This is a genomic window from Bradyrhizobium sp. R2.2-H (assembly GCF_004346455.1).
In the GTDB taxonomy this organism is placed as follows: domain Bacteria; phylum Pseudomonadota; class Alphaproteobacteria; order Rhizobiales; family Xanthobacteraceae; genus Bradyrhizobium; species Bradyrhizobium diversitatis.
Genome location: NZ_SMBR01000010.1, coordinates 212463 through 236426, shown reverse-complemented (window position 1 = coordinate 236426; position 23964 = coordinate 212463). Strand labels below are relative to the sequence as shown.

General features: G+C 64.3%; 21 protein-coding genes. 14 read left to right on the top strand and 7 right to left on the bottom strand.

Going from position 1 to position 23964, the window contains the following annotated elements; translation table 11 throughout:
* The first annotated feature begins 45 nt into the window (after positions 1–45).
* The 7 genes from EDE08_RS25845 to EDE08_RS25815 all read left to right on the top strand — a co-directional run bounded on the left by EDE08_RS25845 (position 46) and on the right by EDE08_RS25815 (position 5852).
* Entirely contained in the window at positions 46–1215 is a 1170-nt protein-coding gene (locus tag EDE08_RS25845) for an acetyl-CoA acetyltransferase (protein ID WP_131871428.1), read from the top strand.
* A gap of 122 nt (positions 1216–1337) precedes the next feature.
* Positions 1338–1544, top strand: coding sequence for a hypothetical protein (locus EDE08_RS25840; protein WP_061876799.1), 207 nt, complete (start codon positions 1338–1340; stop codon positions 1542–1544).
* A 129-nt stretch (positions 1545–1673) separates the two neighbouring features.
* Positions 1674–2873, top strand: a complete 1200-nt coding sequence (locus EDE08_RS25835; RefSeq protein WP_131871429.1) for a CaiB/BaiF CoA transferase family protein — start codon at positions 1674–1676, stop codon at positions 2871–2873.
* Between the two features lie 147 nt (positions 2874–3020).
* Positions 3021–4157, top strand: coding sequence for a thiolase family protein (locus tag EDE08_RS25830; protein ID WP_131871430.1), 1137 nt, complete (start codon positions 3021–3023; stop codon positions 4155–4157).
* Positions 4154–4513 carry a Zn-ribbon domain-containing OB-fold protein gene (locus tag EDE08_RS25825; RefSeq protein WP_131871431.1) on the top strand — a complete coding sequence of 120 codons (360 nt, stop codon included), beginning with the start codon at positions 4154–4156 and terminating at the stop codon, positions 4511–4513. Before EDE08_RS25830 ends, EDE08_RS25825 begins: the two co-directional genes overlap by 4 nt.
* Positions 4514–4995: 482 nt before the next feature.
* Complete coding sequence (locus EDE08_RS25820; RefSeq protein ID WP_131871432.1) at positions 4996–5523, top strand: carboxymuconolactone decarboxylase family protein; 528 nt, start codon at positions 4996–4998, stop codon at positions 5521–5523.
* Positions 5524–5549: 26 nt separating this feature from the next.
* Positions 5550–5852, top strand: coding sequence for a nucleoside triphosphate pyrophosphohydrolase family protein (locus tag EDE08_RS25815; RefSeq protein ID WP_165936157.1), 303 nt, complete (start codon positions 5550–5552; stop codon positions 5850–5852).
* A gap of 149 nt (positions 5853–6001) precedes the next feature.
* Here the strand turns inward: EDE08_RS25815 and glsA are convergent, their stop codons facing one another.
* The 4 genes from glsA to EDE08_RS25790 form a co-directional block, all read right to left on the bottom strand.
* The gene (glsA, locus tag EDE08_RS25810; RefSeq protein ID WP_131871434.1) at positions 6002–7849 is read right to left on the bottom strand and encodes a glutaminase A; all 1848 of its coding nucleotides are present in this window, start codon (positions 7847–7849) and stop codon (positions 6002–6004) included.
* Positions 7850–7870: 21 nt separating this feature from the next.
* A complete protein-coding gene (locus EDE08_RS25805; protein WP_131871617.1) occupies positions 7871–9946 on the bottom strand; it encodes a TRAP transporter permease in 2076 nt (691 codons plus the stop codon).
* A 234-nt stretch (positions 9947–10180) separates the two neighbouring features.
* Positions 10181–11347: a TAXI family TRAP transporter solute-binding subunit gene (locus EDE08_RS25795; RefSeq protein WP_131871435.1), complete on the bottom strand. Its 1167-nt coding sequence runs from the start codon at positions 11345–11347 to the stop codon at positions 10181–10183.
* 166 nt (positions 11348–11513) lie between these two features.
* Complete coding sequence (locus EDE08_RS25790) at positions 11514–11735, bottom strand: acyl-CoA carboxylase biotin carboxyl carrier protein subunit (RefSeq protein ID WP_131871436.1); 222 nt, start codon at positions 11733–11735, stop codon at positions 11514–11516.
* A gap of 95 nt (positions 11736–11830) precedes the next feature.
* Between EDE08_RS25790 and EDE08_RS25785 the strand changes: the two genes are divergently transcribed.
* The 3 genes from EDE08_RS25785 (at position 11831) to EDE08_RS25775 (ending at position 16268) form a co-directional block, all read left to right on the top strand.
* Positions 11831–12805 (top strand): IclR family transcriptional regulator, encoded by a 975-nt coding sequence (locus EDE08_RS25785; protein WP_131871437.1) that lies wholly within the window; start codon positions 11831–11833, stop codon positions 12803–12805.
* Positions 12735–14294 (top strand): acyl-CoA carboxylase subunit beta, encoded by a 1560-nt coding sequence (locus EDE08_RS25780; protein ID WP_131871438.1) that lies wholly within the window; start codon positions 12735–12737, stop codon positions 14292–14294. The genes EDE08_RS25785 and EDE08_RS25780 overlap by 71 nt, the downstream gene beginning before the upstream one ends.
* A 276-nt stretch (positions 14295–14570) precedes the next feature.
* On the top strand, positions 14571–16268 hold the full coding sequence (locus tag EDE08_RS25775) for a GMC family oxidoreductase (RefSeq protein ID WP_131871439.1): 1698 nt from the start codon (positions 14571–14573) through the stop codon (positions 16266–16268).
* Positions 16269–17083: 815 nt separating this feature from the next.
* Here the strand turns inward: EDE08_RS25775 and EDE08_RS25765 are convergent.
* Complete coding sequence (locus tag EDE08_RS25765; RefSeq protein ID WP_245524887.1) at positions 17084–17455, bottom strand: FAD-binding oxidoreductase; 372 nt, start codon at positions 17453–17455, stop codon at positions 17084–17086.
* Positions 17456–17725: 270 nt separating this feature from the next.
* Here EDE08_RS25765 and EDE08_RS25760 point away from each other — a divergent pair, with 270 nt between their 5' ends.
* From EDE08_RS25760 to EDE08_RS25750, 3 genes are read left to right on the top strand one after another with little or no spacing between them, the layout of a single operon-like run.
* The gene (locus EDE08_RS25760; protein WP_131871441.1) at positions 17726–19135 is read left to right on the top strand and encodes a TadE/TadG family type IV pilus assembly protein; all 1410 of its coding nucleotides are present in this window, start codon (positions 17726–17728) and stop codon (positions 19133–19135) included.
* Positions 19136–19147: 12 nt separating this feature from the next.
* On the top strand, positions 19148–19705 hold the full coding sequence (locus tag EDE08_RS25755) for a TadE/TadG family type IV pilus assembly protein (protein WP_131871442.1): 558 nt from the start codon (positions 19148–19150) through the stop codon (positions 19703–19705).
* Positions 19705–20358 (top strand): TadE/TadG family type IV pilus assembly protein, encoded by a 654-nt coding sequence (locus EDE08_RS25750; RefSeq protein ID WP_131871443.1) that lies wholly within the window; start codon positions 19705–19707, stop codon positions 20356–20358. Before EDE08_RS25755 ends, EDE08_RS25750 begins: the two co-directional genes overlap by 1 nt.
* Positions 20359–20365: 7 nt before the next feature.
* Here the strand turns inward: EDE08_RS25750 and EDE08_RS25745 are convergent, their stop codons facing one another.
* Complete coding sequence (locus EDE08_RS25745) at positions 20366–21835, bottom strand: FAD-binding oxidoreductase (protein ID WP_131871444.1); 1470 nt, start codon at positions 21833–21835, stop codon at positions 20366–20368.
* Positions 21836–21990: 155 nt separating this feature from the next.
* Between EDE08_RS25745 and EDE08_RS25740 the strand changes: the two genes are divergently transcribed.
* Positions 21991–22485, top strand: coding sequence for a hypothetical protein (locus EDE08_RS25740; protein WP_131871445.1), 495 nt, complete (start codon positions 21991–21993; stop codon positions 22483–22485).
* Positions 22486–22618: 133 nt separating this feature from the next.
* On the opposite strand, the gene EDE08_RS25735 is transcribed toward EDE08_RS25740, so the two are convergent.
* A complete protein-coding gene (locus tag EDE08_RS25735) occupies positions 22619–23908 on the bottom strand; it encodes an MFS transporter (RefSeq protein ID WP_131871446.1) in 1290 nt (429 codons plus the stop codon).
* Positions 23909–23964 lie beyond the last annotated feature (56 nt).

The window sequence follows — 23964 nt, the reverse complement described above, 5'->3', positions numbered from 1 at the left end:
GGGCTAAGACTTAGCTCAGGAAGAGATCCCCAGGGAGAGAACATCATGACCGCCAGCATCGTCGGATGGGCGCATACGCCGTTCGGCAAGTTCGACACCGAAACCGTCGAAAGCCTCGTCACCCGCGTGGCCAATGAAGCACTGGCGGATGCCGGCATTTCGGCCGGCGACGTCGACGAGATCGTGCTCGGCCATTTCAACGCCGGCTTCTCCCCGCAGGACTTTACTGCCTCGCTGGTGCTCCAGGCCGACCCGAAGCTGCGCTTCAAGCCGGCGACCCGCGTCGAGAACGCCTGCGCCACCGGCTCCGCCGCCGTTCACCAGGGCCTGCGCGCGATTGCCGCAGGGGCCGCCAAGATCGTGCTGGTCGTCGGCGTCGAACAGATGACGCGCACCCCTAGCGCCGAGATCGGCAAGAACCTGCTCAAGGCGTCCTACCTGCCCGAGGACGGCGACACCGTCGGCGGCTTCGCCGGCGTGTTCGGCAAGATCGCCAGTTCCTATTTCCAGAAATACGGCGACCAGTCCGATGCGCTGGCGCTGATCGCGGCCAAGAACCACAAGAACGGCGTCGCCAATCCCTTCGCCCAGATGCGCAAGGACTTTGGCTTCGACTTCTGCCGCGCCGAGAGCGAGAAGAACCCTTACGTCGCCGGCCCCTTGAAGCGCACCGATTGCTCGCTGGTCTCCGATGGCGCCGCAGCGCTGGTGCTGGCCGATGCCGAGACTGCCAAAGGCATGAGCAAGTCGATCGGCTTCCGCGCCACCGCGCACGCCCAGGACTTCCTGCCGATGAGCAAGCGCGACATCCTCCAGTTCGAGGGCTGCACGGTCGCCTGGCAGCGCGCCCTTGAAAAGGCCGGCGTGACGCTGTCCGATCTCTCCTTCGTCGAGACCCATGACTGCTTCACTGTCGCCGAGCTGATCGAGTACGAAGCGATGGGTCTGACGCCGAAGGGGCAGGGCGCCCGCGCCATCAAGGAAGGCTGGACGCTCAAGGACGGCAAGCTGCCGGTCAATCCCTCCGGCGGCCTGAAAGCCAAGGGCCATCCGATCGGCGCTACCGGCGTCTCGATGCATGTGATGACCGCGATGCAGCTCGCGGGGCAGGCCCCCGAGGGCATGCAGCTCAAGAACGCCAAGCTCGGTGGCATCTTCAACATGGGCGGGGCTGCGGTCGCCAACTATGTCTCCATCCTGGAGCCGCTGAAGTAGGCTCTCGTAGGTGGGCAAAGGCGCGTAAGCGCCGTGCCCACCTTTTCCTTGCGTTAGATCATGGTGGGCCCGCTTCGCTTGGCCCACCCTACGGCTCCTGATTGAATGGCGAGACGCGCATCATGAGCAACGACTACGAAGACTCTCTCTCCCTCGACGCACTCAACGACCGCATCGCGATCCTCGAGGACAATATCCGCCAGCTCATCGAGCAGGCCGCGGCCGCCTCGGGCGAGCAGAACGAGTCGCGCATCGCCGACCGGATCAGCCAGCAGAACGAAGAGCTCGACCGGCTCCTGAAGATCCGGGAATCCCGCCAGAAGAAATAGCGGCCGATATCGCCGCCGCGCTGCGCATGCCGCCATACGCCGCCCGCCCTTGCGCGAGCAGCGGCACTGCCGTTAGCTGGACCGAATTCGCGGGCCGCGCCTTGGGCCTCGCGCAATCGGGAGTGAACGATGGGGCCGCTGAAGGGCATCAAGGTCATCGACATGACCACCGTGTTGATGGGTCCTTATGCGACCCAGATGCTCGGCGACTACGGGGCTGATGTCATCAAGGTGGAGTCGCTGGACGGCGACGTCACCCGCCTGATCGGCCCGATGCGACACGCCGGCATGGGCCCGGTGTTCCTCAACACCAACCGCAGCAAGCGCTCGATCTGCCTCGACCTGAAAAAGCCCCTCGGCCGCGAGGCCGTGCTGCGGCTGCTGAAGGATGCCGATGTCCTGCTCTACAATGTCCGTCCGCAGGCCATGGCGCGGCTTCAGCTCGGTTACGATGTCGTTTCCGCCATCAACCCGCGCCTCGTCTATGCCGGCGTGTTCGGCTTCGGCCAGGATGGGCCCTATGCCGCTAAGCCCGCCTATGACGATCTGATCCAGGGCGCGACGGCCCTTCCGGCGCTGATGGCGCAGACCGGCGATGGCGTGCCGCGCTACGTGCCGAATGCGCTGGTCGACCGCATCGTCGGCCTCACCGCCGTCGGGGCGATCTGCGCCAGCCTCGTGCACCGCGACCGCACCGGCCGCGGCCAGCGCGTCGACATCCCGATGTTCGAGACCATGGCCGGCTTCGTCATGGGCGATCACATGGGCGGGCTCACCTTCGAGCCGCCGCTCGACAAGGGCGGCTATGCCCGCCACCTCTCGCGCGACCGCAGGCCCTACAAGACCTCGGACGGCTATCTCAGCGTCATCGTCTACAACGACAAGCAGTGGGAGAATTTCTTCAAGGCCACGGGGCGCGACGATCTGCGCGCCGATCCCAAATTCGCGACGTTCGCCGGCCGCGCCGCCAACATCGATGTGGTCTACGCCGAGCTTGCGCGCATCTTCGAGACGCGCACCACGGCCGAGTGGATCGACCTGCTGACGAAAGCCGACGTGCCGGTCATGCCGATGCACGACCTCACGTCGATCCTGCACGACGAGCATCTGGAGGCGACCGGTTTCTTCCCGGTCGTCAAGCATCCGACCGAAGGTCCGATCCGCAGCATGAAGGTGACGGCGACCTGGTCCGAGACCGAGGCCGAGCCGGTGCGCTTGGCGCCGCGGCTCAATGAGCACGGCGCGGAGATCCTGCGCGAGATCGGCTACTCCCAGGACGAGATCGCCGCCATGGTCCGCGATGGCGTCACGCGCGCGGCTCCGGAGTAGGGAGGAGGTGATGGCCCATACTCTCTCATCCGTCATTCCGGGGCGCGCCGTTAGGCGCGAGCTCGGAATCCATACTCCCGATGGTGATTATGGATCCCGGGCTCGCGCCTTCGTCGCGCCCCGGAATGACAGAGGAGAAAGCCCGCCATGAGCTTCATCACCGGCGTCGGCCTCACGCCGTTCGGCAAGCACGAAGGCTCGTCCTCGCTCGACCTGATGAGCAAGGCCGCCCAAGCCGCGCTCGACGATGCCGGGCTGAACCGCTCGGACATCGACGGCATCCTCTGCGGCTACTCCACCGTCTCGCCGCACATCATGCTCGCCACCGTGTTTGCCGAGCATTTCGGGATTCGTCCGTCTTACGCCCATGCGGTGCAGGTCGGTGGCGCCACGGGACTCGCGATGACGATGCTCGCGCATCACCTCGTCGAAGCAGGCGTCTGTCGCAACGTGCTCGTCGTCGCCGGCGAGAACCGCCTCACCGGGCAGAGCCGCGATGCCTCGATCCAGGCGCTGGCGCAGGTCGGCCATCCCGACTACGAGGTGCCGCTCGGCCCGACCATTCCCGCCTATTACGGCCTCGTCGCAAACCGCTACATGCACGAATATGGCGTGACCGAACAGGACCTCGCCGAGTTCGCGGTGTTGATGCGCGCCCACGCCTGCACCCATCCCGGCGCGCAATTTCACGATCCCATCACGGTCGCCGACGTCATGGCCTCCAAGCCGGTGGCGATGCCGCTCAAGTTGCTCGACTGCTGCCCGGTGTCCGATGGCGGGGCCGCCTTCGTCATCAGCCGCGAGCGGACCGGGAAAGCGGGTGTGCGGATCCGCGGCTGTGCCCAGGCGCATACCCATCAGCATGTCACGGCCGCGCCTGGCCTCAGCGAGCTCGGTGCCGAGATCTCCATCGCGCGCGCCAGGCAGGCGACAGGCCTTGCCATCTCCGACGTGCGTTACGCCGCGATCTACGACAGCTTCACCATCACGCTCGCGATGTTGCTCGAAGACCTCGGCCTTGCCGGCCGCGGCGAAGCGGCCGTGCGCGTCCGCGCCGGCCATTTTGGCCGCGACGGCGCCATGCCGCTCAACACCCATGGCGGTCTGCTCAGCTACGGCCATTGCGGCGTCGGCGGCGCCATGGCGCATCTGGTCGAGGCGCATTTGCAGATGACGGGCCGGGCGACGAATCGGCAGGTGCGCGATGCCTCGATTGCGCTGCTGCACGGCGACGGCGGCGTGCTGTCGTCCCACGTGAGCATGTTCCTGGAGCGGGTGCGATGAGCGAGCGTCTCGCGGACTGGACCAAGGGCGATGAGGCGATCACGTTTCAGGCCTGTGACGCGTGCGGCCATCTGCAGTATTTCCACCGCGCCTTCTGCGCGGCCTGCGGCGCACCTGATCCGCGCGAGCAGCGCGCAAGCGGCAAGGGCAGGGTCTACGCGACCTCATTGGTCTGCCGCGCCGCCACACCCGAAACGCGCGCCCACGTGCCCTACAACATCCTGCTGGTCGATTGCGCCGAGGGATTTCGCATGATGGCCCATGGTGACAACGGACTCGCCATCGGCGATTCGGTTGTCGCGAGCTTCAAGCCCTTTGCGGGAAAGCTCGTGCCGTTCTTCACGAAGAGGGCGTAGCGGGATTCGTCATTCGGGGGCGGTCATGAGACCGAGCCTGGAACGGGTATTCTGGGCCTGGCCTGTGCGAGGGCCACCCCGTAATGACGAAAACGCTAAAACTCGAACTAACGCCCGTAGAACAAGATGCTGGCGATGACGAGCATCGCTGTCACCGCCAGCATATGCGCGAGCGCTCCCGAGGCGGCCCCCTTGGTGGCTTCCTTCATGCCGTTCTCTCCCTAGACTTGGGCGTGACTCATCGTTGCGCGGCTAGCGCACCCGACGGCCAATTGTTTTTACTCGGAACACCCCACTTGCGAGTACTCACCGCGATTTGTCCCCACGCGGCGAATATCGACTGTCTCAGGGTCGATCAGCAATGCGGCGGCAATTTGACTCGATGATGTTGCTCCTGCGTCCGCCCGCGAATAGAGTCTGTGGGAACTTATCCCCACAACGACAAAAAGCATCAAAAGCTCAGGGAAAACTTCAGGAAAATCATGGCCCGCATTCAGTACAGCGACCCGTCCAAGGCATCCGACCGCACCCGCGAAATCCTCGACAAGAACCGTCATGCCAACATCTTCCGCATGATGGCGCACTCGCCGAGCTACTTCGAGCAGTACTGCCGCTTGGGGGGCGCTATCAGGCACAAGGGCGAGCTCGACCCGATCGTACGCGAGCTCGCGATCACCCGCACCGGCATCTTGTGCGAGGCGCCGTACGAGATCGTCGCGCACAAGCGCATCGGCAAGAATGTCGGCGTCACCGACGAGCAGAACGAGGCGCTTGAGAACTGGCAGGCGGCGTCCTGCTTCAATGAGGTGCAGCGCGCCGCGCTCGCCTTTACCGACGAGGTCGTGAAGCTGAAGAAGCCGACGGACGCGACGTTCAAGGCGATCGCGTCGAAGCTGACGCCGGCCGCTCTGGTCGAATTGCAGCTCTCGGTCGGCTTCTACATCATGACCTCGAAATTCCTGGAGACCTTCGAGATCGACCTCCAGCCGGTCACCGAAGTGGTGGGCTGAATAGACGCAAGCGGCGGGGAATGCCGATGACGATCGATGAATATGCGGTCTGGGCCGCGGGTATTGCGAAAGTCGATGAGCAGCCGTCCAACGAGCGGCTGTCCTATCTCGGCCTCGGACTTGCCGGCGAAGCCGGCGAGGTCGCCGACCACATCAAGAAGCTCCTGCGCGACGATTGGCTCGACAAGGCGGGTCTCGTCGAAGAGCTCGGCGATGTCGTCTACTACTGGGCCTGCCTGTGCGCCGCCACCGGCCAGCAGCCATCCGCGCTGCTCGATGCCAGTGCCGCCAAGATCAAGCGACGCATCAGCGAAGCTGCGAGCCGCTGAGCAAACGGCGTCGGTTGAGGCACCGACAGTTTCCACAGCGTCATGGCCGGGCTTGTCCCGGCCATCCACGCCTTGCCACGCAGCACGGAGAACGTGGATGCCCGGGACAAGCCGGGCATGACGATCTCATGGGAATGAATGCCTACCGCTCACGTCGACGTCAGAATATCCACCTTCGCATTGGCGACGATCAGGCGGTCGGCCAGCAGTTGGGCGAGGTTGCGCATGATGCATTCGCTGGCGCGTGGATGCTGCTTGCGGAAGCGTTCGAAATCCTTCAGCGACACCTCGCATGCGGTTGCCGCCATGTCGGCTGACACGTCGGCAGAACGCGTTGCCTCCAGCAGTGCCATCTCGCCGAATGCCATGCCGGCGGTGAGCGTCGCCAGCCTGATGCCGTCTGGCAAGGTGACGTGCACCGCGCCGCTGCGCAGGAAATACAGGGCATCCGCAGGATCGCCGGTGGTGAGAATCTTCGCGCCGGACTGATAGGTCCTGACGGTGCAGAGCGAAGCGAGATCCGTCAGCTCTTCCTCGCTCAGCCCGGTCAGCAGGGGCTGCTCGGCAAGCTCGGTGGTCTCGTGAAAATCGATCGAGCCGCCGTAGCGATAGACGATCTGGTCTTCGGCCCATTCGATCGCGGTATCGAGTAGAAAGAAGTCGCGGACGTTCTTCAGCTCGGCGGTCCATTCGCGCAACGTGTTCCATTCCTTGGAGGCACGCCTGACGCCTGACAGCACGACGGTCACGTTCAGCGCCGCAAGCTCCTCGAACGCTTCGGCGACCAGCCGCGCGCCGGCACGCGTGGTCGAGGTCACGCGGTGCAGATCGAAGATTACGAATTGCGGCCGCGGCCGGCCGGCAAGGCGCCGCGAGACGTAGTCGACCGCGGACAGTGACAGCGTGCCGACCAGCTCGATGATCCGCACCTCCTGTTCGTGCGCGGCCAAAATCTCGCGCTCCTGCGGGCGGCGCACGCGGCGCGAGGGGCTCTTGCCGATGTCGTAGTCCGCGATGACGGCGTTGCGCGCGTCGTCGCTGCGGTTGAGCATGTGCAGGTCGTAGTGCGAGGACAGCGCCTCGCAGACCTTGATGCCGCGCACGCTGTTGCCGTGCTTGTCGAGGCGCGGCGAATAGCTGCCGAGGCCGAGACGCGCGGGGAGGGCGGCCAAGATGCCGCCGCCGACGCCGCTCTTGGCGGGAATGCCGATCCGGTAGATCCACTCGCCGGCATAGTCGTACATGCCCGACGACGTCATCACCGAGAGCGTGCGCGAGATCGCGTAGGCGCTCAGCACCTGCTCGCCGGTGACAGGGTTGATGCCGCGATTGGCCAGCGTCGCCGCCATCACCGCGATGTCGCGCGCGGTGACCAGCACGGCGCATTGGCGGAAATAGACGTCGAGGACACCGGCGACATTGTCCGAGATGACCGCATTGGTCTTCAGCAGATAGCCGATGGCGCGGTTGCGGTCGCCGGTCTGGCTTTCGGAAGCATAGACGGCCTCGTCGAGCGCGAGGTCGCGTCCGGCAAAGCGGCTGAGCGCAGTGCGAATCTGCTCGAAGGCCTCCACGCCCTTGCTGTCGTAGATCAGCCCGGTGCAGGCGATCGCGCCGGCATTGACCATCGGGTTGAACGGATGGTTCTCGGAATTGAGCCGGATCGAATTGAAGGGATCGCCCGACGGCTCTACGCCGATCGCGCTCTCCACTCTGCCGGCACCGAGCAAGTCCAGCGCCAGTGCGAACACGAAGGGCTTCGACATCGACTGGATGGTGAAGGGCACCCGGCTGTCGCCGACTTCATAGACATGGCCGTCCAGGGTCGCCAGGCTGATGCCGAAATAGGCAGGGTCGGCCTTGCCGAGCTCGGGAATGTAGTCGGCGACATGGCCCGAGGTCTCGGCGGAGAATTCGCTGAGGCAATTGTCCAGGAACCGCAGCAAGGGCGGTTTCGAGCGGGTCCAGGCGGAGGCGGCGGGCAGGTGCGGCTTCATCGCCGCACTTGTGCAACGCAATTAAGGCACGCGCAACCCGTCCGGCATCACAGGCTGGCGTCGGACCAGCAGAAGCGCGATCAGGATCGTCGGCAGCAGGATCCCAAGGCCCAGCAACGTGACCTGCATCTGCGACAGCGGCATGATGCCGCCGCCGGGAGTGGCCACCACGAAGCCGCCGATCACGAGCAGCACGCGAATGGGCCATTCCAGTGCCCCCGTGCCGCGGAGGTTGCCGACGAAGACCTGATAGCCCTGGATGCCGCCGCAGATGAACAGGGTGCCGAACGCCGCAAGCCCCATCAGGCCGAGAGCTGCCAAATAAGGGCTCGGTCCTTGCAGCACCAGCGCCGGGTTGAGCACGAAGAAGAACGGCAGGAAATAGATGATGCTGCCGACCCACATCGATTCCCAGCCCGTCTTCATCGCCGGGGAGCCGGCGATGCCCGCGGCGGCAAAGGAGGCGATGGCGACCGGCGGGGTGATCGACGACAGCATGCCCCAGTAGAAGATGAACATGTGCACCGCCATGCGGTTGAGCCCGAGCTTCTCCAGCGCTGGCGCGACCAGGATGGCGAGGAAGATGTAACAGGCCGTCGTCGTCAGCCCGAGCCCGAGGATGAGGCTGGTGATAGCGCACATGCCAAGCAGCAGGAAGGCATTGTCGCCGGCGATGTGCACGAGGTCGTTGGCAAGGCTCGACACCACGCCGGTCATCGAGAACGCGCCGATGAGGAGGCCGCAGCCGGCGAGGATGCCGACGAGCTCCACGAAGGTGCGTCCGTTGACCTCGAGGAATTTTCCGATCGTCGCGAACGTCCAGCGCGTGTCCTTGGAGAAGAACTGGTTGAGAACCAGCAGCAGCGCGGTGGCATAGAACGGCGCGTGGCTCTCACGCTTGAAGTAGAGCAGCATCACGATCAGGAGTGCGATGACGAAGACGTAGTACCAGCCGTCCTTGATCGTATCCATGATCCGCGGCAGCTCGGCGCGCGGGATGCCTTTCAGCTTGTGGCGGGCCGCATAGGCGTCGACCTGCATGAACAGGCCGATGTAATAGAGCACCGCCGGAATGATCGCGGCGATTGCGACGTCAGCGTAGCTGACATTGAGGAACTGCGCGATCACGAAGGCGGTGGCGCCCATCACCGGCGGCGCCAGCACCGCGCCGGTCGAGGCGCAGGCCTCGATCGCTGCCGCATAGGAGGCGCGAAAGCCGCTTTTCTTCATCACGGGGATAGTCATGGTGCCGGCGGTCAGCACGTTGGAGATGATCGAGCCGGACATCATCCCGAGCAGGCCGCTGGCGAAGATACAGACCTTGGCGGCACCGCCGCGGAACGTGCCGCACAGCGCGAAGGCGAGGTTGATGAAGAATTTTCCGGCCCCCGTCATCATCAGCGCGGTGCCGAACACGAGGAAGCCGATGACGGTGTCGGCAAAGGCCTGAATGGGAATGCCGAGCAGGCTTTCGCCCGACAGCACGTGATAGGCAGTCGCCTGCTCCAGCGTTGATTGCGTGCCGCGGAACGGCCCGAGCCAGCCGGCTTCGGCAAACAGCGGATAGACGGTGAAGGGGAAGATGCTCAGCAGCAGGCTCCAGCCGCCGGTGCGGCGCAGCGCCTCCATCAACATCGTCCACATCACGAGGCCGGCGGCGATCACGCCCGTCGGCGCGCCGCCGAATTCCCAGCCGGCCTCCGCCGCCTTGCGCACGTTCGACATCAACATGAGCGCCGCCGCGAAGGTCGCGAGGAACAGGACGAGGTCGTACCAGGGAATGCGATCGAGCGGCGCACGCGCCGCGCCCGGAAAGATCAGGAAGGTGAAGGGCAGCATCAAGGCGATCAGGAGATAGAAATACTCCGTGTTGAGCTGGGTGTAGCCGATGAAGAAGCGCAGCGAGAATTGCTGATTGATGCAGAGCAGGATCGTCGCCGCGGTCGCGGCCACCAGCATCCAGCGCCAGGCGCCGCGAAGTGCGCGCACGCGCGTGACCTCCGCCTCCTGCATGTTGCCGGCGGCGCCATGCGGATCGTCGAACACGACCCGCTTGGTCTCGTCTTGCGGGGCGGTGGAGGTGGAAGAAGGCATCATCGATCCCGCGCGTGGGCTATTGTGCAGATCAGGCGAACGACAATTGTTTGAATCGCTCGCGCCGCGGGCGACGAAACCTCTCCCGCTTGCGGGAGAGGTCGCCGCGAAGCGGCGGGTGAGGGTTCTCTCCTCTAGGGGAGTCCCACCGTGGAGACACCCTCTCCCCAACCCTCTCCCGCAAGCGGGAGAGGGGGCGCAGCTCCCTCGTTGCGACGATCGATGCCCTCACCAAGACTATTCCTCGAACCCGTTGGGCATGCCGGCTTTCGCAAGCGCTGCAGCGCGCGCCTTCATCCAGCCGTCGAGGAAAGCCTTGTCGTCGGACGGCGGATTGGACTTGCCGAAATCGGCCCACGCGGCTGCCAGCACCTCTTGGCGCTTGATCAGCTTGTTGTTGTACGCCTCCTGCGCGTCGCTCCATTGCCCGGCTTCCTTCAGCGCCTTCACCGCGCCGGGATGGACCGGCACCACCCAGTTCTTGGTCTGGCGGTTGGCCGCGAGTCCGCCGGCGCCGGGCGCGGAGTCCTTGTAAGCGTCGTAGTGCACGATCATCGCCTTGGTCATCGCGTAGACCTGGTCGGCCGGTTGCGATGCGTAGGCGACGAAGATCGGGTAGGGATAGTTGCCGAGCTCGACCGGTTTCTCCGGCGAGATGCCGGCGCCGCAGGTCGCAAGCTGCGGGAAGAAGAACGAGCCGACCTTCTGCATCCTCGCCCAGCCTTCCTTGTCCTTGGCGGGCAGCGGCGGCCAGATCAGTCCGCGCGGCGAGGTCTCGGCCTCCTTGGCGGGACCGGTGATGGTGGTGCCGAAGGCGGCATCGACGTCGTTGTTGATCAGTCCTTTCCACATCGCGCCGTAGCTGGCGAACTCGACGGCCTTGACGTCCTTCTGCGTCAGCCCGGCGAAGGCGAGCACCGCGAGCGAGTTCTGGTTCAGCGCGGGCGAGCCGACGACGAAGCCGACGCGCTTGCCCTTGAGGTCCTTCAGCTCCTTCACGCCGGTGTCGGCGGCCACCCCGAGCGAGGCGCAATTGCAGTCGACGGTCGAGAGCAGGGTCTGCAGCGGTTGCGGCCCCCATTCCTTCGAGCCGAACTCGAACACACCTTCCTGCGCGAAGTAGGTGCCCGATCCCATCGCCGATGAGGCTGCGCGCTTGGCGCGCAGCGGCGCGAGGCGGGCAACATCGTTGCCTGCGGGAAGCACGCGCACGTCGGTGCCGTACTTGTCCTTCATCATCTTGCCGACGCCGACTGCGATGTTGAAGCCGGCGGTTCCGGTGTCATAGGCGGTGAAGGTCAATGTCGCCGGCAGCTTGATGTCTTCGGCGAACGAATAGCGTGTAGACGCAAAAGAAATGCCCGCCACCAAGGCAGGCGCGAGCACGAGCAGCCCACGAAGCATGTTTCCCTCCAACGATCCTCGCTTGCTTGCGAGGATTTTCTTTCTTTGTTTGAAACAACGTTTTGTTTGCACCAGATCATGTCACCGCAATCAAGCGATGGCAACGCCGTACCGAGCATTCGGGAATGAGCCTGACAGATTGTCGCGGAAATCGCGCAGAATACAGTCAGTTCGCGACGATCGCGATCGCCTGTCCCTCGGCAACGACGTCGTCGAGCTTCACCAGAAGCGATGTGATTGTGCCGCTCGCGGGCGAGGGCACCGGAATTTCCATCTTCATTGCTTCGATAACCACAACGTCATCGCCATCCGCGACGGTTCCTCCAACTTGCACGGGAGTTGCGCAGACGCGTCCCGCGATCTCCGTGACGATCTTAATTTCTGGCATGCCATCGCCTTTTTGTTGTCGTCGCAAAATGCCTGAGGTAGCGTCGTCTGCAAGTGGAATTTAATTCCGCACAGCGGAACATAACGGTAGGGATCATGGGACGACGTTCGGAGCGGTTGAGTAGGCAAGGTGCGCTCGCGGGCGATGCCGGCGAGGGTGATGTCATCCAGGTGGTCTCGCGCGCATTCGACGTGTTGCGATGCTTCGAGGGCCACGAAGCGAGGCTCGGCAATCTCGAGATTTCAAACCGCTGCGGTCTGCCGCGCTCGACGGTGTCGCGGCTCACGCACACGCTGACCCGCATGGGCCAGCTCGTCTATCTGCCGCGCGATCAGAAATATCGCATCGGCCCGAGCGCGGTGGCGATGAGCGCCTCGATGATGAAGGGCGCACAGCTGCGCAGCATGATCCGGCAGCGGCTGCAGGAAGTGGCCGAGCAATTGCCGGGCACCGTCGGCTTCGTCGTCCCCGATCGCTTCCATCTCGTCTATCTCCAGTTCGCGCGCTCGCCCTCTGCACTCGGCTTGCACGAGGGCACCGGCAGCCGCATCGCGATGGCCTCGACCGCAGCAGGCGCGGCCTACACGGCGGCATTATCGCCGGAAGTCGGCGATGCCTTCATCGCTGAGATGGAGCGCGAAGCTCCCGAGGCTGCGAAGGTCCTCAAGCCCCGCATCGAGGCCAACCGGCAGATGCTGCGCGAGCGCGGCTATGTCGTCGCCTGCGGCCTGTGGAGCCCGCACATCAACGGCCTCGCGGTGCCGATCTGGTCGCCGCAGTACCAGACCTTCGTGGTCATCACGATCGGTCTTCTGTCGGCGATGTATGACGAGCAGCGTCTGCACGACGAAGTCGCCCCGCTGATGCTGGAGCTTGGCCGCTCGCTCGGCAGCCTGATGGAGGGCGCGGAGGGCGATGCCTTCAGCAACCGTATCTCGCGTAAGCCGGTCGCCATGGCCGTGCACAACAATAACAAGCCGATCCATTCGGAGGGAGTGAATGAACTGGAAGCCGGAACTCGACGAGCTCGCCCGGCGCGAAGCCTTCGCGCGGGAGATGGGCGGCGTTGACAAGGTCAAGCGACAGCATGACCAGGGCCGGCTGACTGTTCGGGAGCGTATCGACAAGCTGATCGACAAGGGCAGCTTTCACGAGATCGGTGCCGTCTCCGGCATCGGTGAGTACGATTCCAGCGGCGAACTGCAGAAACTGACGCCGGCCAACTGCGTGTTCGGCCGCGCGCGCGTCGACGGCCGCACCGTCGCCGTGGTCGGCGACGATTTCACGGTGCGTGGCGGCTCGGCCGATGCATCGATCTCCGCAAAGCCGCTGATGGCGGAGGAGATGGCGCACGATTTCCGTCTGCCCATCGTCCGCATCATCGAGGGCTCCGGCGGCGGCGGTTCGGTCAAGACCATCGAGACCAAGGGGGCGGCGAACCTGCCCGGCGGCATCGGCGGCACGCGCTGGTATCGCTTCACGACGGAAAATCTGTCGCGCGTGCCTGTGGTCGCACTCGGCCTCGGCTCGGTGGCGGGCCTGGGTGCGGCGCGTCTTGCCGCCAGCCACTATTCCATCATGACCCGGAAGTCCGCGATGTTCGTCGCCGGGCCGCCGGTGGTGAAGGCGCTGGGGCAGGACCTGACGAAGGAGGAACTCGGCGGCGCCGACATTCAGACCCGCGCCGGCGCGGTCGATCATGCCGTCGACACCGAGGAGGAGGCCTTTGCCTGCGCGCGGCGGTTTCTGTCCTATCTGCCGCCGTCGGTCTACGAGCTGCCGCCGACATTGCCCTGCACCGACGATCCGGAGCGCGGCGACGAAGCGCTGATGAATGCGGTGCCGCGCAACCGCAAGCAGGTCTACAAGATGCGGCCGATCATCGAGTCCGTCGTCGACAAGGGCTCGTTCTTCGAGGTCGCCAAGAATTTCGGCAAGCCGATCATTATCGGCCTCGCCCGGCTCGAGGGCAGGGCGGTGCTGCTGCTGGCCAGCGACAGCTTCCATTATGGCGGCTCCTGGACCGCGGATGCCTGCCAGAAGGTGGTGCGCTGGGTCGATTTCGCCGAGACCTTCCATCTTCCGATCGTCTACCTCATGGACTGCCCCGGCTTCATGATCGGCCTCGATGCCGAGAAGGCGGCGACCATTCGCCACGGCGTCCGCGCCATGGCCGCGGTGAATCAGACCACCGTACCCTGGTGCACCGTGATCCTGCGCAACGCATTCGGTGTCGCCGGCGTCGTGCACCAGCCGGCCGACCGCTTCTCGATCCGCTACGCCTGGCCGTCGGCCTATTGGGGCTCGCTGCCGCTGGAAGGCGGCATCGAAGCGGCCTACCGCGCTGACATCGACGCGGCGGAAGACAAGGCGGGCAAGCTGAAGGAGATCGAGGAGCGACTCAACAGGCTGCGCTCGCCGTTCCGCTCGGCCGAGAAATTCTGGGTCGAGGAGATCATCGATCCCAGGAAGACGCGATCGCTGCTGTGCGAGTTCGCCCGGCTGGCGGAGCCCCTGCGCAAGCCGGGGCCGCCGGAGAACTTTTCGATCAGGCCGTAGCATCCTTGTGCCAGCCGCGAAGCTCGTGCCCCGGACGCAGCGCAGCGCTTCCCCGGCGATGCGAAGCATCGTCGGGCAGCGGTGCGCTGCAGAGCCGGGGACCATCTAACAGCGAACTCGGAGCCTCCCGGGTCCCGGCTCAGCGCCGCAACGCCTGAGGGGTTGCAGCGCGTCCGGGACACGAGAGAAAGTTGGCGTGGATGCAATCCAAATCCTTCCATGGTCAAACGATAACGAGCTAAGCTCCGCCAACAAGAACAACAGGAAACGCCAATCGTGTACGACTTCATCATCGTGGGCGGCGGCTCGGCCGGGTCCGTGCTGGCCCATCGACTCTCCGCAAGAAGCGCCAACAAGGTCCTGCTGTGCGAGGCCGGACAGGACACTCCGCCCGGCAACGAGCCGGCCGAGATCAGGGACAGCTATCCCGGCACGGCCTATTTCGATCCGCGCTTTCACTGGACCGAGCTCAAGGTTACGACGCAGGTCGTCAGTCACAACAATCCGAACGAATCGCGTCCCCCTTTACGCAAATACGAACAGGCGCGCGTGCTGGGCGGCGGCTCGTCGATCAACGGCCAGATGGCCAATCGCGGCGCGCCGACCGATTACGATGAATGGGAGGCGCGGGGCGCCGAGGGGTGGTCGTGGGCCGAGGTGCTGCCCTTCTTCAAGAAGGTCGAGCGCGACCTCGACTTCGACGGACCGTATCACGGCAAGGACGGCCGGATCCCGGTGCGCCGTATCCCACGGGAGCATTGGACGCAGCATTCGCAGGCCTTCGCGCAGGCTTTCCAGCAGGCCGGGCATCAATTCGTGCCCGACCAGAACGGCGAGTTCGTCGACGGCTATTTTCCGGTGACGCATTCCAACCAGGCCGAGCAGCGCGTCTCGGCCGCCATGGGGTATCTCGATCGCGACACCCGCAGGCGCGCCAACCTCACGATCTCCACCAACACGCAAGTCAAAGAGCTGCTGTTCGAAGGCACGCGCTGCGTCGGCGTGAAGGCGACGGTTGACGGACGCGAGCAGGAATTTCGCGGACGCGAGATCATTCTCTCCAGCGGCGCCATCCATTCGCCGGCGCATCTGCTCCGCGCCGGCATAGGCCCGGTCGGTCACCTCAAGGACATGGGCATTCCCGTGCTGATGGGCTTGCCGGGCGTCGGCCAGCGCCTGATGGATCATCCCTCGATCTCGCTGTCGTCCTTTGTCCGCCGCGGCGCGCGGATGAACGGGCACACCCGGCGCCACATGCAGCTGGGCCTGCGTTACTCGTCCGGGCTGCCTGATGTGCCGAAGGGCGATATGTTCGTCGTCGTCATCAGCAAATCGGCTTGGCACGCCGTCGGCGCGCAGATCGGCTCGCTCCTGACCTTCGTCAACAAGACCTATTCCGAGACCGGACAGGTCAAGCTGGCCTCGCGCGATCCCTCGGCAGAGCCGATCGTCGAGTTCAACCTGTTGTCCGACCGGCGCGACCTCGATCGCCTGATGAGCGGCTTCCGCAAGATGGCGGCGGTGCAGATGAGCGACGTCGTCAGGAAGGTGACGGACAAGCCGTTCCCGGCCGCCTATACCGACCGCGTCCGCAAGATCGGCGTGGTCAACACCAGGAACAAGATTCTGACCACGATCGCCGCGGCGCTGATGGACGGGCCGGCGGCGCTGCGTCATTACATGATCGACAATTTCGTGGTGGAAGGCTTCACCTTCGATCAGGTGATGAACGATGACGAGGCTCTGGAAGCCTTCGTGCGCAAGGCAACCATCGGCGTGTGGCATGCCTCCTGCTCATGCCGAATGGGCCGGGCCGACGATCCCATGGCGGTGGTCGACAGCCAGGGCCGGGTCAGGGGCGTCGAGGGCCTGCGCGTCGTCGACGCCTCGATCTTCCCGGTGGTGCCGTGCGCCAACACCAACTTCCCGGTCCTGATGTCGGCGGAGAAGATCGCGACCGCGATGATGCAGTGAGTGGCAGCGGGTTCTGCCTTGGCAACGCTCCAAATGCGAAGCTGACTTGATTGCGGGCCACAAGATTGACCCGCTGAGCGGGCATTCGTGCGTTGCGAGTTAATCATCTCGGTCGCTACGTGTAGGCTATGACGATTGCCGGCCGTGTCGCGCAATGCAGTCGATTTTCAGCCGGCCTTTAGTCCCATTTCAGCCAAACTGTATTTGTTTCTCATCATCCGGGGCAGGGTCTCTCATTTGGAGTCCTGCAATGTTCAAGCGAGTATTTTCTGCGTGTCTCTTCATTGTCCTCGGTTCTGTCGCTTCGGAAGCACGACCTTATCGAATTCATCAAGCCCCTGAATGCAATGTCACCATGCCCTGCGACTTCTCGTATTCGCAGACGCGACGCGAGCGGACTTCGCGATCCTTATCAGCGTCCAGATCTTCACCGGCTTCCAGGTCCTTGCTGCAAGCCTACCGCTCGACGCAACTGACGGTGACTGATGCGGGGGACACCGCCACGTCGGCGACCGTCTCCGGTGCGTCCAGCGCTCGCATTGTCGGTGGCCGTCCGGCCGGTTGTCCTTCGTCCTTCTGCGGCTGCGGTGCGGCGCTGCGCGTGTTTGGCCGGATTGTGCCGGAATTGAATCTTGCGGCCAACTGGCTGCGCTTTCCGCGGACATCACCCGCACCAGGAATGGTTGCTGCGCGACGAGGACACGTTTTCGTCCTGGAGCAGCACCTCGGGGGCGACGTCTGGATGGCCTATGACGCCAACTCGGGCGGGCGCGCGACGCGAATCCACGCACGTTCATTGCGGGGGTATACGATCGTCAATCCCCGTGGCGGTTCGGTGGCTTGAGGACAGTCAACACCACGCTCGACAAAACCACGGAGGGTCGCAACATCTTTGCGACCCTCCTACGCTGCACCAATTCCTGGCGCGTCATCGCGTAGCCGACGGGGTCGACATCCAGCACGCGGTTCATGCGGCCCAGCGACAGCACGATGCCGGTGTGCGTAGGCCAGGGCGCGACTCCGCCCATGATGCCAGTGTTGCCACCCTTCGGTACGGCCGCGCCGCCGTGCTCATGGCAGAGCCGGACCACGTTCGACACGTCCTCGGTACTGCCGGGACGAACGACGGCGCCGGCACCGCCGCCCGCGCTAGGCTTGCCTGACGCGCCCTTCGTCTGCCGGTGCACGTCGTGTACCCGCCGCCACCCTGCGCATGATCCCGTTAACCGTCGATCTCTGCGATCGCGTTTAAGCCGCGTTAATGATGCTTTCTCAATACGATCCATCGCACTTTGTCGCGGTCCATGTTTGTCGATCGCCCGTAAGTGTTGATTAAGAAGGCCAAAAGCATATTGCAGCCTGCGATGTGGGGGTGATCGCAGCAATGCTGCGGCCCCTCCGATCACGAGATTTCAGGGAAGTTTTTTGCCGTAACGACGGCAATCAGGATGAAGGTCATGCTCCGCCGCGCAGTGCTCCGTTTCGGGAGTGATCGGAAGGCCAACGTCGCCATCATCTTCGCGCTCATGATGGTTCCGACCATCTTTCTTTTGGGCATGACGCTCGACTACACGCTGGCCTTGCGCAAGCGCGAGCAGCTGAACGCCGCCGCCGACGCCGCCGCGATCGCAGCCGTGCGGCCGGCGATGCTGACGCAGACCGACACCGGCATCGTCAAGGCGACCGCGGAAGCGGTTTTCGCTGCGAAGGCGAAGCTTCCCGGTCTGTCGTCGGTCCCGACGCCGACGGTCACCGTCACTGATACCGGTCTCGCTCGCACGATCACGGTGTCCTACACCGCGCAGTCCATCAACAATTTCCCCGGTGTTCTCGGCAAGCAGACCTGGCAGGTCAACGGATCCGCCACAGCGCGGGCGTCCAGCGCGCCCAACATGAACTTCTATATGCTGCTGGACGTCTCGCCATCGATGGCGCTTGGGGCGACGCAGGCCGATATTGACAAGATGATTTCTGCCACGAGCAGTCAGCCTTCATACGCGAGGAACTGCGCCTTCGCTTGCCACGAAATTCATCCCAACAACCAGAATCCGAGCTCGACGAACAAGGACAATCTCACCGTCGCACGCGCCAACAACATTACGCTGCGCATTGATCTCGTAACCAATGCCGTCAAGCAATTGATGGTGGGGCCATGGACGTGCCCGCAATCGGGTGTTTCGGGCGGCGTCATGCAGTGCATGGCCGCGCTCAACAACACGACGTACAAGGCTGCCATTTACACGTTTGACTACAAATTGAACACGGTCCAGACGCTGACGACGCCGACGACCGCGGGCACGCAGATCGCTAATATCAAGCTGATGCCGGTGGATCACCAGAACTGCGTCATCATCAATCAATGTTCCACCGACTACGGCTCTGACATTGCAGGCGGGCTGACAGGCGTCAACAACATCATGCCCACGCCGGGCGGCGGCACTAACCAGGCCGGCGACACGCCGCAGGAGGTGGTATTCCTCGTCACCGACGGGGTCGAAGACAAGCTGATCCTGAAGTCTGCAAGCTGCGATCCGGCTGCCACCTATCCGCTGCCAGCAGTCGGCAGCACGCAAGTGCGTTGCCAGCAGCCGCTGAATACAGCGGCGTGCACGACGATCAAGAACCGCGGCATTCGCATCGCGGTGCTCTACACCGAGTATCTGCAGTTGCCAGCCGACGATTGGTACAAGAAGAAGATTGCGCAATTCAACAATCCGTCCTCGTCGACAGGCATGATCGCGCAACGGCTGCAATCATGCGCCTCGCCCGGTCTGTACGCGAGTGTTCAGACCGGCGGCGACATTTCCGATGCGCTGACCAACCTGTTCCTGAAGGTCGCATCCAGCACGGCCAGCCTCGTGAAGTAGAGAAGAAGAGCCATGACCGGCCCCGCCGCAACGACCAAGAGATGCCGCAATCGCTGTGCTGCCTTCGCGCGGGACAAGAGCGGCGCGACGGCCGTCGAATTCGCGCTGGTCGCTGCGCCGTTCCTCGCCCTCATCATCGCGCTGATCCAGACGTTCCTCGTTTTCTTCGCCCAGCAGACGCTCGAATCCATCGTGCGCCAGTCGGCGCGCCTCGTCATGACCGGACAGGTTCAATCCGCTCAGATGACCCAGGCGGCGTTCAAGCAGAAGGTCTGCGAGCAGATCGTGATCCTGTTCAATTGCAACGGCCTCATGGTCGACATGCAGGTGGCGACCTCGTGGACGTCCGCGAACACGGGAATGCCGACCCTGACCTTCGACAGCTCGGGCAAGGTCACCAATTCCTGGCAGTACGATCCCGGCGATGCCGGCGATATCGTCGTGCTCCGCGTCATGTATGTCTGGCCGGTCGTGCTCGGGCCGCTCGGCTTCAACCTCTCGAACCTCAGCAACGGCAACCGGCTGATCATGTCGTCCGCCGCGTTCCAGAACGAGCCAGGAGCCCCCTGATGATCTCCGCCCTGTCATCTCGCGCCCGGCGCCTGCTGGCCGATGACCGCGCCGTTGCAGCGACGGAGTTCGCCATTGTGGTGCCGTTCATGCTGGTGCTCTATGTCGGCGGCGTCGAGCTCGGCAACGGACTTGCCATGAACGTCAAGGTCAGCGCGACCGCGCACAGTGTCGCCGACATGGTCACGCAGAACACGGCCGTCACCTCGTCTCAGATGGACGGCATTCTCGCGGCTGCAAGCGCCATCATGGCTCCCTATCCGACCAAGAGCGGCAGCACCTCCTTGATGACGATCACGGTTTCTGGCGTGTCGACCGACAGCAACGGCAATGCGACGGTGCAATGGAGCAGGTCGACCAGCTCGACGGGCGCGAGACAGAAGGGTGACCCGATGACCTTGTCGAAGTTCACGGGGCCGAGCGGCACCACCAACGCCAACATCTCGCTCGTGCTGAGCGAGGTGACCTACGACTATGCGCCCAACCTCGGCTTCACCATCGCCGGCACCGTGAAGCTGTCCGACAGCTACTACCTGTTTCCCCGCTGCTCGACCAACAGCCCGGCCACCTCGAGCTTTCCCTATTACGACGTGAAATATCCGGCGACCAAGACCTGCACCTGCGTCGAGCATTTGCAGAAGAAGACCTGTTGATCGACAGTCACAGCCGCAGCACCTTGCCGGGGTTCATGATGTTCTGCGGATCGAGCGCGCGCTTGATGGTGCGCATGATGTCGAGCTCGGTCTTCGACCGGTAGTGACTGAGCTCGTCGAGCTTGTCGATGCCGATGCCGTGCTCCGCCGAGATCGATCCGCCCATGGAAGTGACGAGGTCGTTCACGGCCCGCGTGATCGCGCCCTTGTATTGGGTCAGTGTCTGCTGATCCATGCCGGCCGGCCCCATGAACGAGAAATGCAGATTGCCGTCGCCGATGTGTCCCAGGGGATAGGGGCGGATGGTCGGGAGGATGTCGATCACGGCCTTGAGTCCCTTGTCGATGAAGTCCGGTATCCTGGAGATCGCCACCGACACGTCGTAGCTCAGCCCCGGACCCTCGGCCCGGGAGGCCTCGGCCACACCCTCCCGGATTCGCCACATGTTGCGCGACTGGCCGACCGTGTGAGCGATCGCGGCATCGAGCACGCGGCCGGCCTCGAACTGGTCGGCAAGGAACTGCTCCAGCTTCTCGGACATGCCCTCGGTCCCATCCCGGCGTGGGCGCGCAGACGACCATTCGAGCAGGAGATACCATGGCGTATCCGCCTTGAGCGGATCCTGGGTGCCGGGAATGTGGCGCAGCACCATGTCGATGGCGGCGCGGCTCATCAACTCGCACGAGCCGACATTGTCCTCGGAGGCGCTATGGGCGTCGGACAGGATCTCCAGCGCCGCGCGTGGATCCCGGATCGCCAGCCACGCGGTGCTGACGTCCTTCGGCGCCGGCCACAGCTTGAGCACGGCCTTGGTGATGATGCCCAGCGTGCCTTCGGCGCCCATGAACAGGTGCTTGAGGTCGTAGCCCGTATTGTCCTTCTTGAGCGCACGCAATCCGTCCCAGACGTCACCGCTGGGCAGGACGACTTCGAGCCCCAGCACCAGATTGCGGGCATTGCCGTAGCGCAGCACCTGCACGCCGCCGGCGTTGGTCGAGAGATTGCCGCCGATCATGCACGAGCCCTGGGCGCCGAGGCTGAGCGGCAGGAACCTGTCGTGCTCGCTGGCGGTCTCCTGCAGCGTCTGCAGCACACAGCCCGCCTCGACCGTCATCGAATAGCCGACGGGATCGACATCCAGCACGCGATTCATGCGGCCGAGCGACAGCACAATGCCGGTGTGCGCCGGCCAGGGCGTGGCCCCGCCCATCAGGCCGGTGTTGCCGCCCTGCGGCACGATCGCGACGCCGTGCGCATGGCAAAGCCGGACCACTCTCGATACTTCCTCGGTGCTGCCGGGACGAACGACGGCGCCGGTCCCACCGACCAGCAGCCCACGCCAATCCGTCACGAACGGCTGCTTGCCGTGCTCGTCCTCGATAAATCCCTTCTCGCCGACGATCGCGCGCAACGCATCGCGCATCTCGGCGGTCACTGGAGTGGTCGGGATGATGGGTGCGGACGACGGAGCCGGCATTTTGTTTCCCCTGGGGTACATCTTGGCGTGTACTCGATGTGCCGATCGCGGCAACGTTCAGGCAATCTTTGCAACATTTCTAAACAGCTTCGTCAACATCCCGCGGCTGTTGGGGCGTAGGACGCGCCCAGACTTTACGGATCAGGATCGGCAGAATGTTATTGAAGTTTCCGGCGGCGCGCATCGGCATCGGCGCGGCCTGCCTCGTGCTTGTCGGCATCAGCCCGTTGTGCGCAGAGCCGGTGTTCGACAGCCTGGCCGGCGCATGGTCGGGCATCGGTACGATGAAGCCGTCGGATGGTCCGCGTGAGAAGGTCCGCTGCAAAGTGGCATACAACGTCACCAGGCCGGGACGGTCGTTGACACTCGATCTGCGCTGCGCAAGCGATGCGTACAAGATGGTCCTGTCCGCGAACATCGAGCAGAGCGGGACGGAGCTTTCCGGCAACTGGTTCGAGAGCGAATATCGACAGGGCGGCAAGGTCTACGGCACGAACAAGGACGGCCTGATCGAGGCGCGAATCGAGGGAAACACGGTGGCCGCGCTGGTGACGATCCAGACCAAGAGCAATCATCAATCCTTCCTGATGGAGGCGCCGGGGTCCTGGATGTCGGAGGTCGCGATCGAATTGAACAAGGATTCGAAGTGACGCCGATCTTCATGCCGTCACTTCCATGCACCGCAATCGCTCTTCGCCTCGGCGCGCCCGGTGATCGAGGGGTTCGCCGGCTCGAGCGGATTGGTGACGCCGCCGTGCTCGGCGTCACCATCACGATGAGATACTACGCCATCGCAGGCTGCGGCTTGGGCTGACGCGAGAGGGCCAGCACGATCAGCGCGGCGAACACGCACAGTGCGCCGGCAATGAAGAACGCAGGCAGGTAGCTCTCATACACCGTGCGGGACAGGCCGGCGCCGAAGGCGGCCGCGCCGGCGCCGAGCTGATGGCCGGCAAAGATCCAGCCGAACACCAGATTGGCGCGCTCCGGTCCGAATTTCTGCGCGGTGATCCGCACGGTCGGCGGCACTGTGGCGATCCAGTCGAGCCCGTAGAACATTGCGAAAAGGGAGAGGCCGTAGAACGAGAAGTCGCTGAAGGGCAGGAAAATCAGCGAGAGCCCGCGCAGGCCGTAATACCAGAACAGGAGCCAGCGATTGTCGTAACGGTCCGACAGCCAGCCAGACATGATGGTGCCGAAGAAGTCGAAGATGCCCATCGCGGCCAGCAGGCTCGCCGCCTGAACCTGCGGGATGCCGAAATCCAGGCACATCGGGATCAGGTGCACCTGGACGAGGCCGTTGGTCGAAGCGCCGCAGACGAAGAAGGTCGCGAACAGGATCCAGAACGCGGTCGATTTCGAGGCGTCGCGCAACGTGCCGAGCGCCACGCCGGTGATCGTGCCGTGGCTGACCGGCGGGGCGGGCAAGGGCTCGGTACCTTCATCGCCGAACGGGCGCAGGCCGACGTCGCTCGGCCGGTCGCGCATCACCAGCAGCACGGCGACCGCGGACACGCCGAGCGCGATGCAGACGAAGCCGAGTGCGAGCCGCCAGCCGTAATGGTCGGTGAGGCTTGCCAAAAGCGGCAGGAACACGAGCTGGCCGGTGGCGACGCTCGCGGTCATGATGCCGACGACGAGGCCGCGTCTTGCTGCGAACCAGCGCGTGGCAATCGTCGCGCCGAGCACCAGGGCGGTCATGCCCGTGCCGATCCCGATCACCACGCCCCACAGCGCGATGAGCTGCCAGACCTCGGTCATGCCCAGCGAGAGCACGAGCGCCGAGACCACGATCAACTGCGCGAGCAGCGTCACGTTGCGCAGGCCGTAGCGGTTGAGCAGGGCCGCCGCAAACGGCGCCATCAGCCCGAACAGGATGAAGCGGATCGACAGTGCGGAGGAGATCTCCGCCGTGCTCCAGCCGAACTCCTTCTGCAGCGGCACGATGAACACGCCGGGGGCGCCGACCGTGCCGGCGCTGATCAGCGCGGCGAGGAAGGTCACGCCGACCATCACCCAGCCATAGTGAATGTTGCGGCGGGAAAGCGCTGCCGCGAGCCAGTTCGAGATCATTGGGCCTCAATCTTGGTTTGCGAGCCCCGGGAGACCCGCGTCATCGTTACATTCTG